The following is a 14,418-nucleotide window of genomic DNA, read 5'->3' as shown; positions in this document are numbered from 1 at the left end:
ACAAAAAAAAGCAGCGGTAATCGCTTACCGCTGCTGGAGTGTTTGTCCACACCGTATCGGTTAAACAGCCTGTTCGATCTGTTCATCCAGCAGTTGTGGAATAATATCGGCAGCATTACGGGAAAGTTTACGTCTTTTTACGGCGCGGGAAGGAGGCTGGCATAAACTGCAGGCAAAGCTGCCCGGAGGCTGGTGTGCGTGGGTGATAAAATTACCGTCACAGCAATTGCAGCGCGACAATTCAAGCAAACCACTTTCAACAAAACGCACAAGTGTCCAGGCACGGGTTAGCGCGAGCAGCGGCCCCTCTTCCGGTTGCGGGCACTGCTCCAGGTAAAGTCGATACGCTTTGATCACGGCATCCACGCCGCTGCATAACCCTGTTTTGAGCAAGAACTGCCAGGCGTTACAAAACATGGAAGCATGAATATTCTGCTCCCATGTCATAAACCAGTCGGTGGAAAACGGAAGCATCCCTTTTGGCGGAGGACTGCCGCGTAATTCTTTGTACAGCTTGATGAGACGACCACGACTTAACTGTGTTTCGCTTTCCAGCATTTGCAAACGGGCGCCAAGCGTGATCAATTCCATGGCTAACTGGATATCGCGCGCTTCCTGAACAATGCTTTTTTCGCTCATCATCAGGCCCTTTTCTTACGCATCGCATCTTCAGCCTGATTCACGTCGTTAAGCAGACGCGTCGACAGCATGATGCCGGTATGAATTTGCTGAAGATCGTCGACACGCGAATCCTGCGTCAGACGGGTGATCGTCTGGCAGCTGTCAAAGCGGAAATGACATACTAATTGATTTGTTTCGGCCAGCTTGACCATTTGCGGAAGCGTTAAAGTCCCCAGCGTGTTCGCCATCTCTTCACTGATACCCAGGCGGAACATCGCGGATGCTTTGTCCTGTACGATCAGACGCTGTGCGAGAAGAAAGTATGACAAATTGATGTCATAGATATGTTTCAGCAACTCGGATGTGTGCATTGTTCCCATCCAGAATAACCCATTTTATTTTTATGCGGTAAAACCGCACCCCGTGATGTTGCCGGGAATTCCCGGTAAAAAAATCAAAAAGGTCAAATACATAGCAGTGTTCAGGTACAAACGCGCACTGGAAAGCACTCCCTCCTGGGAACACTCGCCATTTACACGTTTTAATCAATTCTTACAAATACCTAAGATTTTTCCTAATTCGACGCAACTCTACTCGCCACCACCGACACATACAACGGAGCGGGGCTGCGAATTTGAAAAATATGTGATCTACGTCACAAAATTACCCAAATACTTAACATAAACCCATCAGTTAAGCTTTTATTTTGTGTGTTTATTCACCAATTGAACACACTTTGTATTCCAGAGCTCCGACCAGACGTTCAATAAATAGACAAACGCCACTTGTTTCATAAAGTGAATGTCACTTTATGAAAATATAAAATAATTGGGTATGTTGTTTTATGAGGGGCAATATTTAATTCTAATAAAACAATAACTTAACTATTAAGATGAGTTAATTAATACCCCATAGTTACCATAGGTTATATGTTAATTTTTGTTACATTGCAATTAACATTTCATTTTCATACCCACAAAATTTAATTTAAATTACACAATAATGTCTTGCTGGTGATTTTTGTGACGATTTCAATCATAAGATTATCTAATGAATAATTATGATAACCCTCACACAATTGCCCTCTCAAAGCGTTGCAGTATTGGTTTAAACAGAGTAAAGCTGAACTACCACCTCATATTCTTGCAATTAAGGAGCGAGTTATGAGCTACACCCATATTCTTGTCGCCGTTGCCGTTACGCCAGAAAGCCGCCAACTTTTAGCCAAAGCCGTTTCCATCGCGCGCCCTGTAAACGCCCGCATTAGTTTGATTACTCTTGCCTCCGATCCTGAGATCTATAACCAGTTCGCTGCGCCGATGCTGGAGGATTTACGCGAGGTGATGCAGGAGGAGACACAGGATTTTCTTAATACACTCAGTCGCGACGCGGGTTATCCCATTGAGCAAACCTTTATCACTTATGGGGAGCTTAACGAACATATTCTGGATGTGTGCCGAAAACATGCGGTGGATTTGGTCATTTACGGAAATCATAACCGCAGTTTCTTTTCGCGAGCCTCCTGCTCTGCGAAAAGTGTCATCAGCACCAGTCAGGTAGATGTTTTGCTGGTTCCGCTGGCGGGAGAATAAACGCCGCTGAGGGAATATCAGGCCAGTTTAGGAAAGGTCGCGACTTTGTTCCGCTGCTGACTCTCGGCGTTGCGCGGCGCAACTTCCTTCAGGTCGTGAATAAAGCGTTCCTGCCAGTTATGGATATCATTTTTGATTATCACCGCTAGCATTTCCGCATGCCGCAAAATACGCTCAGCAAGGGGCATGGTTAATGCGCGATCCAACGCGGCGGCGACTTCGTCCCTGTCATACGGATTAACGATTAACGCGGATGTCAGTTCGTTTGCGGCGCCGGCAAACTGCGAAAGCACCAGTACGCCAGGGTTGGCGGGGTCCTGAGCGGCAACATATTCCTTCGCCACCAGGTTCATGCCATCCCGTAGTGGCGTCACCAGCCCCACATCAGAGTAACGAAATACTTTCATCAGCAGCTTACGATCAAAATGTTGGTTCAGATAGTAGAGCGGCGTCCAGCCCAGTTGACCGTATTTGCTATTGATCCGCCCTGCTTCCGTCTCCAGTTGGTGACGAATATCCTGATATGCCTGTACATCACCACGCGACGTCGGCGCAATTTGCGTATAGCGAATGTTGCCGTGATGCTGGGGGTAATGCTCCAGCAGCGCCTCATAAGCCTGAAAACGCTCGGGCAACCCTTTGGAATAGTCCAGTCGCTCGACAGAAAAAATGTTCTGCACATTCTTCAGTTCCGCCTTCAACTGCGCCAGTTTTGGCGGCAGCGCGCCTTTCGCCTGCTGAGCAATCTCTTCCGGCGCAATGCCAATCGGGTACACGTCGGTACAAAATGCTTTGCCCCACGCCGTATGACGTCGACTGCGTGTGGTGACTCGGGTCTGACTCGCCAGACAGTCCAGAAAAGCCAGTCGGTCGTTTTCGGTCTGGAATCCGAGTAAATCGAAATCACACATCTGCTCCAGCAGCGAATCGTGGGGCGGCAAGGCGTTAAAAATTTCGGGTGTCGGGAACGGAATATGCAGAAAAAAGCCAATACGGTTATTCACGCCACGCTGGCGCAATTCGCTGGCAAACGGCAGCAAGTGATAGTCGTGAACCCAGATCATGTCGTCTTCGTGCAACAGCGGCAGCAGTTTGTCCGCCAGCAACGCATTGACCCGCAGATATCCCTCCCAGGCATTGCGCTGAAATTGCACTAAGTCCAGCCGGTAATGAAATGCAGGCCACAGAACAGCGTTAGAAAACTGGCAGTAATACTCTTCGTAGTCCTGCTCGCTCAGATTAAAAGACGCCCAGGTCATATTCCCGCGCGTCACTTTTTTTAACGGTTTATCTTCGTCCCCCGTCTCCCCACTCCAGCCGAACCACAGCCCCCCCGTTGCTTTCAGAGCGCCCAGTACACCAACCGCCAGCCCGCCAGCACTGCCTTTATTATCGGGGGGAGCAATTCGATTAGATACTACGACTAAACGACTCATAGCCATCTCTCCTGTCACTCGCTGATTTTTGTTTTTGTTGTGGATTATGGATCTGTTCCAGCCAACGCCAGACGTCAGTCACGCTGGTTAAACTCCAGTTGGCCTGTGTCTCTCCGCAGCCGACTTTGATCGACATGCCGCCCGCCCGATTCACCACCGCAAACCCCGCTTCATCGGTAAGATCGTCACCTACAAACAGGGGAATACGGCCTGCAAAGGGAGCCTCCTGCATAAATGCGGCAATGGCTCCACCTTTGTCACTCCCCCGGGGTTTAATCTCCAGCACACATTTACCCGGTTGTAGCGCTAACTGCGGCCAGCGGGCGGTAATGCGTTTCGCCAGCATCAGTAACGCCGCTTCATGCTGCGGCGCCTGTCGGTAATGCAGCGCGAACGCCATGCTTTTGCTTTCCAGTTCAGCGCCAGGCAGGTTTTCCAGCGCCGCAGATAACTGGTTGTAGACGTCACGTTTTAACGCCTGTGGCAGCGTCACGATGTGGGTTTGACCATGGATATCACGGCGCTCGGCTCCGTGTACTCCGGCAAGCGGAAAACGAAAAGGGGTTGTCAGCGCGTCAAGTTCAACTATCGAACGCCCTGAAATCAATGCCAGTGCTCCCGCATTCTGCATGGCCAGGCGGTGTAGCATCTGGAGAATGTCGTCCGGTATCGTCACCTGATCGGGGTGCGGTCTGATCTCAGCCAGGGTTCCATCAAGGTCAAAAAACCAGGCATGGTTTGCAGATAATTCAGGGGATACGGTTAACAAGTCTGTCACCCTGTTCTCCTCCTTATCATGGTTTTTGGAAGGCGAAAAGCGCCCCCATTAGCATGTAAGTATAGACAGTGTGACAATGCTCGCCATTTTGAAAGACAATCGCCAGCCTTATTAGGGGCTGGCGATCAGAGGGTACTATACTAAAAAGTTGACTGATAAAAACGTTACACAGTACGTTTCGCTTTTTGTTTGTAACGGTCGAAGATCACCGCGGCCAGCAGGATCAAGCCACGAACTACGTACTGCGCGAAAGGAGAAATATTCAGAAGGTTCATGGCATTTTCCACGGTCCCCAGAATCAACACCCCGGCCACCACATATGAGATTTTCCCGATGCCGCCTTTGAGGGAAACGCCCCCAAGTACACAGGCAGAAATCACAATCAGCTCGTAACCAATCGAAGTCATCGGCTGGCCGCTGGTCATACGCGATGCCAGAATGATGCCTGCCGCAGCAGAAACCAACCCCGAGAGCACAAAGATGATGATTTTGGTGCGAACAACCGGAACCCCGGCCAGGCGCGCCGCTTCTTCATTACCGCCAATCGCCAGCGTATTACGGCCAAAGGTGGTTTTGTTCAGCAGCAGACCAAAGATTATCAGACAAGCGACCGTTAACCAGATCGGTGCAGGCAGCCCGAACCAGTTAGCATAGCCGAGGGTAAAGAAACGCTCGTCTTCAATACCGACCGCTTTCCCGTCAGAAATGATATACGCCAGGCCGCGCACAATCTGCATCGTCGCAAGCGTGGTAATCAGGGCGTTGATCTTTAAGCGGGCAATCACGAAACCGTTCACCAGACCACACAGCACGCCGAGCAGCAGCCCTGCCGCCACGCCGATCCACAGGCTTTCGGTCATGTTGATGACCACTGCAGTCGTTACCCCGGCGCAGGCAATTACGGAGGCGACAGAGAGGTCGAAATCGCCGGATGCCAGACAGAACAACATCCCGCAGGCCACCATGCCTGACATTGAGATAGCCAGCCCCAGCCCCTTCATATTAATAAAGGAGGCAAAGTTTGGCACAAAAATAGCGCAGGCCAGGAACAGTACCGCGAACACAACCAACATTCCGTACTGATCCCAAATGCGACCAGGGTTAAACGGCGACTTAGGCGCGCCAGATCCCGATGTAGATACAGAAGACATCATACTCTCCTTACTCAGGCGACTGCCTGGCTGACTTTTGGCATAGCAAGGCTCAAAGCCTGCCGTTCATCCGCCTGTTTGTGAAGCAATTCACCGGCGATCTCACCTTCCCTCATCACCACAATACGGTCGGCGACGCCCAGAACCTCCGGCAAATCACTGGAGGCAAACAACACAGCAACGCCCCGCGCCGCCAGGGCGTAGATAACGTTATAGATTTCGTGTTTTGCGCCCACATCTATGCCGCGTGTTGGTTCATCAAGCAAAATGACTTTCATCTCTTCCGACAGCCAGCGCCCCAGAATCGCCTTTTGCTGATTCCCGCCGGAGAGGTTCATGATCAGTTGCTCCGCTCCCGGTGTTTTAATGTTCAGTGAATGAATATGGTGGTCAGCGTTGGTCTCTTCCCAACTGTTGTTGATAAGGCACCCGCCCCGGACATGCTTACGACGCGCGCTGATGTTGATATTGTCGCGTACAGAATGCACCGGGATGATCCCCTCGGCTTTACGGTCTTCCGGGCATAGCATCATGCCTGCCGCAATGGCATTAGCTGGCTTGCGGATATCAATCGGTTTTTCATCGATATACACCTGACCTTCAGTGATACGCGTGCCGCCGAACAACCCTTTCATCAACTCACTGCGTCCGGCGCCGACCAGGCCAAACAGCCCGACAATCTCGCCGCTGCGCACCGATAAACTGATCGGAGTCCTTACGCCAGGCGCTTTCACCTCATGCAGACGCAAACGCTCTGCGCCATAGGGCCTTGATTCCCAACCGTAAATATCACCGAGATCGCGCCCCACCATCGCCTGTACTAACGCGTCGTGGTTCACCTGCTGCATGTCGGCAAATGTTTTGACATAGCGGCCATCTTTGAACACGGTAATGGCGTCGCTCAGCGCGAAAATTTCTTCCATACGGTGCGAAACGTAGAGAATGATGCGGCCTTCTTTACGCAGTTCACGAATGACGCGGAATAAGTTCTCAATCTCTCTGGCTGAAAGTGAGCTGGTCGGTTCATCAAAGGCGATAATTTTGGCATTACGCGCCAGCGCTTTGGCGATCTCCACCATCTGCCACTGCCCGATTGAGAGATATTTCAGCGGGGTATCAGGATCAATATCCATCCCCAGATGTTTTAGCTGCAGCCCGGCCTCATAATTAAGCAGCGAACGGTTTACAATTCCGCCTTTATGCGGCAATTGACCTAGATAGATATTCTCCGCGACGGTCATTTCCGGCACGAGATGTAATTCCTGGTAAATTATAGCGACACCGGCGTTCAATGCGGCAGTGGTGTCAGCAAAGGTGACCTCCTGCCCAAGAATCGCCAAAGAACCCGTGGTAGGCGCGTAATTACCGCTGAGAATTTTTAAGAGTGTTGATTTCCCGGCGCCATTTTCACCCATCAGCGCATGCACCTGACCGGCATAACAGTCAAAACTGATATCCGTTAGCGCTTTGACGCCAGGAAAGGTTTTTCCAATGCCGCGAAATGAGAGATACGGGGTAGACTGTTGCATAACGTCTCCGTGAATCTGGGTCGTTAGTCGTTAATCAAACCCTCTGCCGCCGCAGCGACAGAGAGTGTTTTCTACTGCCGATTACTTACCGCCTAACCCTTTTTTGGCCAATTCTTCTTTGAAGTTGTCACGGGTGATCAACACCACGTCAGTGACTTCAGTGAATTTTGGCGGTTCAGCGCCTTTGGTCACCCAGTTGTAGAGCATTTCGCTGGATTTATAGCCATGTACGTCCGGGCTTGGCAGCAGCGAACCGTAGAAGCCGGTCGCTTGTGCCTTGGACAGTTCACTGACCGCATCCACGCCGTTGATACCGATACCGATGACATCGGCTGCTTTAAACCCCTGGCCTTCCGTCGCGCGCACGCCGCCCAGTACGGTATTGTCGTTCATACCGACAATCAGCCAGTGTTTCACTTCTGGATGCTGAACCAGCATGGAGTTTGCGGCATCAAATGCACCAGGGATGTCATTGGATTTCGTCGGCACCTGGTAGATCTGTTTTTCCGGGAAGCCGGCGGCTTTCAGTGCTTCCATTGAGCCACCGGTACGGCGACGTGCGGTATCCAGCTCGTTTGCCGTGATTGCCATTACCGCAGTCTCTTTCACATCCCAACCGCGTTTCTGCATCTCTTTGTACAGCTCTTCGCCCTGACGCTCGCCAATTTTAGTCGCCGCCATCATGACCAGAGGAACGGTGTCCATCGGCTTGCCTTTGGCGTTAACAAACTGGTCGTCCACCGCGATGACTTTCATGTCGTAACCGCGCGCCTTGGCAGCGATTGCCGAGCCGAGTTTCGGATCCGGTGTACAAATAACAAACCCTTTCGCGCCGCTGGCGGCCAGGCTGTCGATGGCATTCAGGGTCTTCTCGCCATCCGGGACGGCAATTTTAATCACTTCAAAACCCAAATCTTTTCCGGCTTTATCAGCAAATTTCCACTCCGTCTGGAACCAGGGTTCTTCTGGCTGTTTCACCAGAAAACCGAGCTTCATGGTTTCTGCAATAGCGGATTGTGACATAACGGCAGCCAGGCCAATGGCCGCCAGCGCTTTAGTGAATTTGTGCATGGTTAACTCCAGCTTTAGCGTTCTTTTATGTAGGGTAAAAACGAACGGTTTTTTGTAATTCAGACGAAAAACAAGGCATTACCATTTATATCGACGATTAATGCCAGTGCTGGAATAAGTTTTAGCGGGAAATTGATTCTCCATAGGAGAGCGGCATCACATCACAGAATTACAGTAATTGCGTGCATAAATTTAGCGGGAAATGACATAAGAAAATGGGAATTTGTCAGACAAATAAAAAGAGGTATAGCAGATTAGTCCATAACGCCAGCCAGCCAATCCTTGTTCCCGAATACGGGTGTATTCGGGAACGTTTTATTTACCCGCGATAGTAAATATGGTCCGCATGATCACGAACCGGAGCGTCGTCACCAGGTTAACGGGCGCTGAGCGTCAGTGCAAAATCAAATATATGGCCTAACCCTTTGCCGCTAATCAGATTGCCATCTTTAACAACTGGCGCAGAGCAGATCGGGCAAATCAAACAGCCAGTGATGAAAGAGAGATTGGCTTGACGTTTTCACGTTTCTAAAATTGATCTGGCACACACTTCAGACCTGGTGGGAGACCTGCCAATACAGCTTTATCTAATAACTTACGAAACAACCATAATGGATAATTATCATTGAACAAATGATACCAGTTTGAACTATCTCACTCCGTCATTTAAAACAATGCTTCAAACATCTATCGATACTTTAATCAACGTTAAATCATGACGTTGCACTGGCGAGACATAATTTCTAAAATTCCTGGTTCACAACCGATATTTAAGAAAAATATGTAAAAAACTTTAAACATTTCATTATAAGGATTTTCTTATATCCATACAGGCGGTATGCTTATTTCGATCATCAACGGAAATGACTATGTGATCACATAAAGGACCGGCAGAACGGATTTATTCTGCTAACAGTATCACTTGTGCGTAGATGTTAAGTGTGGCAGCAGCCTGCTGCGCTGATGCTGGTTACGCACAGCCCCTTTTCTGGAAATAAGGATATTGACATGGCTGCAGTAGAAATGGCTCACAAGCTCAACGCCCAGATGAATCTTGAGTTTTACGCATCCAATCTTTACCTTCGCCTGAGCGAGTGGTGTGCGGATAACAGTTTGACGGGTACAGCGATGTTTCTTCGCACTCAGGCGCAAAGTAACATCACCCAAATGATGCGCATGTTTAATTTTATGAAGAGCGCAGGCGCTAACCCCATTGTTAAAGCGATTGATATTCCAGGCGATGAGTTAACGTCACTTGAAGAGTTATTTCAGAAAACCCTCGACGATTATCAACAGCGCTCCAGCACCCTGTCGAGTTTAACCCGCGAAGCAAAAGCGTTGAATGACGACCTCACGCTTGATTTTCTCCACGATCTGAAAAAAGAACAGCAGCAGGATGGCGTGCTATTACAAGCGATCTTCGATGAAGTTTGCAGCGCCAAACGCGCAGGTCTGTGCATGGCGCAAACAGACAAGCACTTACTCAACGTCGTTAACCACCAGCACCACTAATGGCGGTATAGCGTCGGATTAACGCCATAACCCCCAGTCTGGCCTGCAAGAACATCTACCGCAGGCCGGGCAACCGTCGCATTGCCGACTCCCCCAATGATTCAGAAACGATTACGCCCCCTGATGCAGGAGGCGTAATAAGCATGCTTCAAAAATCTAATACATTGATTTATTTAGTGAGCTTCGCCCTGCGGCGTGAATTTCAGCTCGATCAAGGCGATAGCTTTCTGAATAGCGCGCATCGTCACGGGATCGGCTGCGGCAGGATGGCTTGAAAAATCGATGTTTTTCAGTTGGGTAGCCATTTTCTCGCGAACTTCGACGGGGGCGATCACGTCAAGAACGTCCAGAATTTGTTTGAGAACCAATTGGCAGGCAACAACGTCAGAGACCAGTTCCTGATCGGCGTTCAGTGTTTGGGACATAGTGAGCTCCTTATAGAAAGGTCGTCATAGTACCTATTCAGGAGCAGAAACGATAGCAGCGTAAACGCAGCAAAAATACAGGTATAAAAAAACCTGCCGAAGCAGGTTTTTTTATCAGAACATACCGCCTGGCGGTACATCTTTGAATGTTTTGCAATAATTTTCGAACATGCTTTTCAGAATTTTGTGCAGTTTCATAGCATTGCTCCGTTTGATTGTTGTTCAGGTTTATTGTCTACGAGCAATATAATATGACATCCGTCACAAAAATCAATATTTATGTGACGCAGATCACACATAAAAATGTGCAAATTCTTTCAATTATTATGTTTTTAGTATAAAAATCATAATGTTATCTCATTGCATGTTTTGGTAAATCTTTATAGATTTTTTTGATAAGAACCATCATCGACAGCAAAAGATGGGGTCTGGCAGGATGCTTGTTACGCAGACGTTAGCCCGCAATAGAGGAAGTACGGAATCGAACAAAAACACATTACTGTCGCCCGGTCACTCAACGCTGGCCGGGCTGACATGCGGCATCTTGCAGGCCGGTAAGCGTTGCGCTATCCGACCCGATGCCATAAAGAACCTTACGCCAGGATTTCGCGTACAAACGCTTCGATCGCTTTGTCCTGTCCATTTTCGAAAAGACACTGCTGGAAACGCGGACCCGACACAGCGGTTTTCACCAACTCAGGATCGATAGCACGCAACGTATCCAGATAGTTCTCTTTTACCACGGCCGCTTTCACCTGGTTCAGAATGCCCGCGTTGCGAACCTGCGGCTCTTTACGCTCCGGCGGGTAGCCTTCGCCGTTACGACCCGTGAACGCTTTTTCAAAGATGAAGCGAACGTTCAGCTCGGCACCCCAGCCAAAACCTTTCGCGAATGGCAGAGAAAGCGCATTACCGTTGTTGATCTGGGCAAACAGAAACGCATCAGCCGGATCGATACAGTATCCGCAAATCACGCCCGGATGGATATTCAGGGACATCAGCGCCCCTTGACCCGTGCCGCAGCCGGTCACGACAAAATCAACCGCTTTAGCATTGAGCAGAATACTGGCCATAATGCCAAGATGAATATAGGTCAGATGATGGTCATTCTCATCGCTCATGCCCACGTTAAAGACGGGAAATCCCTTCTCATCCGCAACGGCCTTGAGTTCGTTATGAATGATGGCATTTTTGCTTGCCTGGCTGTTTTCCATCATCAGTGCAATTTTCATACTGTATCTCCTGAATGCGTCGCGATAAATCCCGACGTGAGTCTGTGAAATTGACGCCACATTACTATGTGATGAATGTATTTTCAAATTTAATGAAAGATGGTTTTAAAAAACAAAAACAGGCTCACGTTTTATCTGCCTGTGGAGCATTTTTTGTACATTGCGCCCGGTCGTTGCCATTAAACATGGGTGATCCTCAGGCTATTCAAGCCATTGGACCGAGGGTGTATCAGGTAGGATAGCGTATCACCGAATTTTCAGAGCGATATCATGAAGAGCCTTTTTCTTGCCCTCTCGCTGTTAATGTTGGCGGGATGCACCATCACCCGACAAGCAAACGTCAGCGAAGCCAACGCAACCAGTGGGATTGTTCGCCTCACCTGGAATCAGGCGATGCTGCAAACGGCACGTACTGACGACTATGTCGCCAAAGGTACCGCCACGCGTGAATGTCAGCAAATGGGCTACGCGAACGCCGTCGGATTTGGCCAGCCTGTCTCCACCTGCAGTGTTTATGCGGGTTCTCTGTGTCTCAATACGAAAATAACCTTATCGTATCAGTGTCAGGGCGTGGCGATCCCCTCTACGACACCTGGCTATTATTAAACGTTGAGGTCAGTTTATTTATTAATGACTGGCCTTTTATTATTTCAGCGTGTCTTTATTTTTAATTTAAGAGCGTTAATGCGTTTTATTCCCATTCGCATTTTTAATAATTGATTTTATTATTTTACCTTTTGCAAATAATTAAATAACAAATTATAGTGGCGCCACATCGACATATCATTAACATGTGTGGAGCAGAACAATGCTGAAAACAGAAATGATCGAAAAACTGAATGAACAGATGAACCTCGAGTTATATTCGTCTCTGCTCTATCAGCAAATGAGTGCGTGGTGCAGCTATAACAGCTTTGAAGGTGCTGCCGCGTTCCTGCGCCGTCACGCCCAGGAAGAGATGACGCATATGCAGCGTCTGTTCGATTATCTGACCGATACCGGTAGCCTACCGCGTATTAATACCGTCGCGTCTCCTTTCGCTGAATATGCGTCACTGGATGAACTGTTCCGTGTTACGTACGAACACGAGCAATTGATCACCCAGAAAATTAACGAACTGGCTCACGCGGCGATGACCAACCAGGATTATCCTACCTTTAACTTCCTGCAGTGGTACGTAGCTGAACAGCATGAAGAAGAGAAGTTATTTAAATCGGTCATTGATAAATTAACGCTGGCAGGTAAAAGCGGTGAAGGCCTTTACTTCATCGACAAAGAACTGTCGACGCTGGATACACAGAATTAATTTCGCTTCGGTGAAGCGGGTTTTCTGCCCACTTCACCGGACTCTTTTAATGACGGCAGATCTTGCTTTCGTGCGTCGTAAAACCGTCATCCTTCGCAATAAATTTCCCCTTCGCCGCCAGAAAAGCCACCAGCTCTGCCGCCGTCATCTCTGCTGCTGAACAGGTATGAAAACGTGCCTGCGCACCAAACCGTGAAATGATCGCTGCCTCAAGACTGGCATGGGTGTATTGCTCGCCTGATGCAATCATCATGTTAAGCACGTCGTGGCCGTGAATAGAATCCATACATCCTCCTCAATAAAGCGCCTAGCCTAAGATGAAGCCGCATTTTCTGCTTTGCGCTAACGCAGGTTTACATCCTTCGGCCACCGGCATGATGCGGGTCCACCCACACCTATAAAAAATGTAAATAAAACTTCACACTCATTGTAACGACGATTTGACGAAAATCGCGTAATGCCTTACCCTGCGCCGCAGATACCACTATTGATTATCTCTGGGACAGAGGAAAGCGTGAAGAATAGAACTCTGGGAAGTGTTTTTATCGTGGCGGGAACCACAATCGGTGCAGGTATGCTGGCCATGCCGCTGGCTGCGGCGGGTGTGGGTTTCAGCGTCACGCTGGCGTTATTGATTGGGTTGTGGGCGCTGATGTGTTACACCGCGCTGTTACTTCTCGAAGTGTATCAACATGTTCCGGCAGATACGGGGCTGGGTACGCTGGCAAAACGGTATCTGGGGCGCTACGGTCAGTGGGTGACCGGGTTTAGCATGATGTTTTTAATGTATGCCCTGACCGCAGCCTACATTAGCGGCGCCGGTGAGTTGCTCGCCTCCAGTATCAACGACTGGACTGGCAGCGAAATGTCGCCAGCCGCTGGCGTACTGCTGTTCACCTTTGTTGCCGGTGGTGTGGTCTGCGTTGGAACGTCGCTTGTCGATCTGTTCAACCGTTTTCTGTTCAGCGCCAAAATAATCTTCCTGGTGGTGATGCTGGCGCTGCTGATGCCGCACATTCACAAAATCAATCTTCTTACCCTGCCGCTGCAACAAGGACTCGCGTGGTCCGCCATTCCAGTGATTTTTACCTCGTTTGGTTTTCACGGTAGCGTGCCCAGCATTGTCAGCTATATGGACGGCAATATTCGTAAATTACGCTGGGTGTTTATCACCGGCAGCGCAATCCCGCTGATCGCCTATATTTTCTGGCAGCTAGCGACCCTCGGCAGCATCGACTCCTCAACGTTTATGGGGCTGCTGGCCAATCACGCCGGATTAAACGGTCTGCTTCAGGCGTTACGGGAAGTGGTCGCCTCACCTCACGTTGAGCTGGCGGTACACCTGTTCGCCGATCTGGCGTTAGCGACCTCGTTCCTCGGCGTGGCGCTGGGATTATTTGATTACCTGGCGGATCTGTTCCAGCGTCGCAATACCGCTGCCGGACGCCTGCAAACTGGCGCAATTACCTTTTTGCCGCCGCTGGCGTTTGCCCTCTTCTATCCGCGCGGATTTGTTATGGCGCTGGGGTATGCCGGTGTCGCGCTGGCGGTACTGGCGTTGCTGATCCCTTCTTTGCTGACATGGCAAAGCCGAAAGCATAATCCTCAGGCGGGATATCGCGTTAAAGGCGGTTCACTGGCGTTAGGTCTGGTGTTTCTTTGCGGGATTGTGGTGATCGGAGTTCAGTTCTCTATCGCAGCGGGACTGCTGCCCGAACCAGGTTGAGTGCAGAAGATGGCGCTTAAACTGCGGTTTAAGCGCCAT

At 49.5% G+C, this 14,418-nt stretch carries 16 protein-coding genes and 1 pseudogene; 5 read left to right on the top strand and 12 right to left on the bottom strand.

All coding sequences use genetic code 11. The annotated features are described in order from the left end of the window. Positions 1 to 60: 60 nt before the first annotated feature. Together flhC and flhD are read right to left on the bottom strand one after the other, a co-directional pair. On the bottom strand, positions 61 to 645 hold the full coding sequence (gene flhC, locus JM656_RS09195) for a flagellar transcriptional regulator FlhC (protein ID WP_203361259.1): 585 nt from the start codon (positions 643 to 645) through the stop codon (positions 61 to 63). Then, positions 642 to 992: a flagellar transcriptional regulator FlhD gene (gene flhD / locus JM656_RS09190; RefSeq protein ID WP_203360888.1), complete on the bottom strand. Its 351-nt coding sequence runs from the start codon at positions 990 to 992 to the stop codon at positions 642 to 644. The genes flhC and flhD overlap by 4 nt, the downstream gene beginning before the upstream one ends. A gap of 792 nt (positions 993 to 1,784) precedes the next feature. Between flhD and uspC the strand changes: the two genes are divergently transcribed. Then, positions 1,785 to 2,213, top strand: a complete 429-nt coding sequence (gene uspC / locus JM656_RS09185; RefSeq protein WP_203360887.1) for a universal stress protein UspC — start codon at positions 1,785 to 1,787, stop codon at positions 2,211 to 2,213. A 17-nt stretch (positions 2,214 to 2,230) separates the two neighbouring features. Here uspC and otsA read toward each other — a convergent pair whose 3' ends face one another. The 6 genes and pseudogenes from otsA to JM656_RS09155 form a co-directional block, all read right to left on the bottom strand. After that, positions 2,231 to 3,649, bottom strand: coding sequence for an alpha,alpha-trehalose-phosphate synthase (gene otsA, locus JM656_RS09180; protein ID WP_203360886.1), 1,419 nt, complete (start codon positions 3,647 to 3,649; stop codon positions 2,231 to 2,233). Beyond that, the gene (otsB, locus tag JM656_RS09175; protein WP_203360885.1) at positions 3,624 to 4,427 is read right to left on the bottom strand and encodes a trehalose-phosphatase; all 804 of its coding nucleotides are present in this window, start codon (positions 4,425 to 4,427) and stop codon (positions 3,624 to 3,626) included. Before otsB ends, otsA begins: the two co-directional genes overlap by 26 nt. A gap of 164 nt (positions 4,428 to 4,591) precedes the next feature. Continuing rightward, a complete protein-coding gene (araH, locus tag JM656_RS09170; protein WP_203361258.1) occupies positions 4,592 to 5,578 on the bottom strand; it encodes an arabinose ABC transporter permease AraH in 987 nt (328 codons plus the stop codon). 14 nt (positions 5,579 to 5,592) lie between these two features. After that, a complete protein-coding gene (gene araG, locus JM656_RS09165; protein WP_203360884.1) occupies positions 5,593 to 7,107 on the bottom strand; it encodes an L-arabinose ABC transporter ATP-binding protein AraG in 1,515 nt (504 codons plus the stop codon). 81 nt (positions 7,108 to 7,188) lie between these two features. Next, a complete protein-coding gene (araF, locus tag JM656_RS09160; RefSeq protein WP_203360883.1) occupies positions 7,189 to 8,178 on the bottom strand; it encodes an arabinose ABC transporter substrate-binding protein AraF in 990 nt (329 codons plus the stop codon). Between the two features lie 376 nt (positions 8,179 to 8,554). After that, positions 8,555 to 8,641, bottom strand: a pseudogene (locus JM656_RS09155) (DJ-1 family protein); the annotation flags it as partial. 545 nt (positions 8,642 to 9,186) lie between these two features. On the opposite strand from JM656_RS09155, the gene JM656_RS09150 reads away from it, so the two are divergent. Beyond that, on the top strand, positions 9,187 to 9,690 hold the full coding sequence (locus JM656_RS09150; RefSeq protein ID WP_203360882.1) for a non-heme ferritin-like protein: 504 nt from the start codon (positions 9,187 to 9,189) through the stop codon (positions 9,688 to 9,690). Positions 9,691 to 9,863: 173 nt separating this feature from the next. On the opposite strand, the gene JM656_RS09145 is transcribed toward JM656_RS09150, so the two are convergent. From JM656_RS09145 to JM656_RS09135, 3 genes are all read right to left on the bottom strand, one after another. Further along, positions 9,864 to 10,115: a DUF2766 family protein gene (locus JM656_RS09145; RefSeq protein ID WP_203360881.1), complete on the bottom strand. Its 252-nt coding sequence runs from the start codon at positions 10,113 to 10,115 to the stop codon at positions 9,864 to 9,866. Positions 10,116 to 10,229: 114 nt separating this feature from the next. Next, entirely contained in the window at positions 10,230 to 10,313 is an 84-nt protein-coding gene (gene azuC / locus JM656_RS09140; protein WP_203361257.1) for a stress response protein AzuC, read from the bottom strand. 395 nt (positions 10,314 to 10,708) lie between these two features. Then, the gene (locus JM656_RS09135) at positions 10,709 to 11,347 is read right to left on the bottom strand and encodes an RpiB/LacA/LacB family sugar-phosphate isomerase (protein ID WP_203360880.1); all 639 of its coding nucleotides are present in this window, start codon (positions 11,345 to 11,347) and stop codon (positions 10,709 to 10,711) included. A gap of 270 nt (positions 11,348 to 11,617) precedes the next feature. Between JM656_RS09135 and JM656_RS09130 the strand changes: the two genes are divergently transcribed. Together JM656_RS09130 and ftnA are read left to right on the top strand one after the other, a co-directional pair. Further along, positions 11,618 to 11,953: a YecR-like lipofamily protein gene (locus tag JM656_RS09130; RefSeq protein ID WP_203360879.1), complete on the top strand. Its 336-nt coding sequence runs from the start codon at positions 11,618 to 11,620 to the stop codon at positions 11,951 to 11,953. A gap of 202 nt (positions 11,954 to 12,155) precedes the next feature. Beyond that, positions 12,156 to 12,653, top strand: a complete 498-nt coding sequence (gene ftnA / locus JM656_RS09125; protein WP_192612533.1) for a non-heme ferritin — start codon at positions 12,156 to 12,158, stop codon at positions 12,651 to 12,653. A 46-nt stretch (positions 12,654 to 12,699) separates the two neighbouring features. Here the strand turns inward: ftnA and JM656_RS09120 are convergent, their stop codons facing one another. After that, complete coding sequence (locus tag JM656_RS09120) at positions 12,700 to 12,939, bottom strand: YecH family metal-binding protein (RefSeq protein ID WP_203360878.1); 240 nt, start codon at positions 12,937 to 12,939, stop codon at positions 12,700 to 12,702. 228 nt (positions 12,940 to 13,167) lie between these two features. Here JM656_RS09120 and tyrP point away from each other — a divergent pair, with 228 nt between their 5' ends. Next, positions 13,168 to 14,379 (top strand): tyrosine transporter TyrP, encoded by a 1,212-nt coding sequence (gene tyrP, locus JM656_RS09115; RefSeq protein ID WP_203360877.1) that lies wholly within the window; start codon positions 13,168 to 13,170, stop codon positions 14,377 to 14,379. The last annotated feature ends 39 nt before the right edge of the window (positions 14,380 to 14,418 follow it).

Source organism: Citrobacter sp. R56, assembly GCF_016811995.1.
Lineage (GTDB): Bacteria > Pseudomonadota > Gammaproteobacteria > Enterobacterales > Enterobacteriaceae > Citrobacter_D > Citrobacter_D enshiensis.
This window is presented reverse-complemented; position numbering and strand designations above follow the sequence as displayed.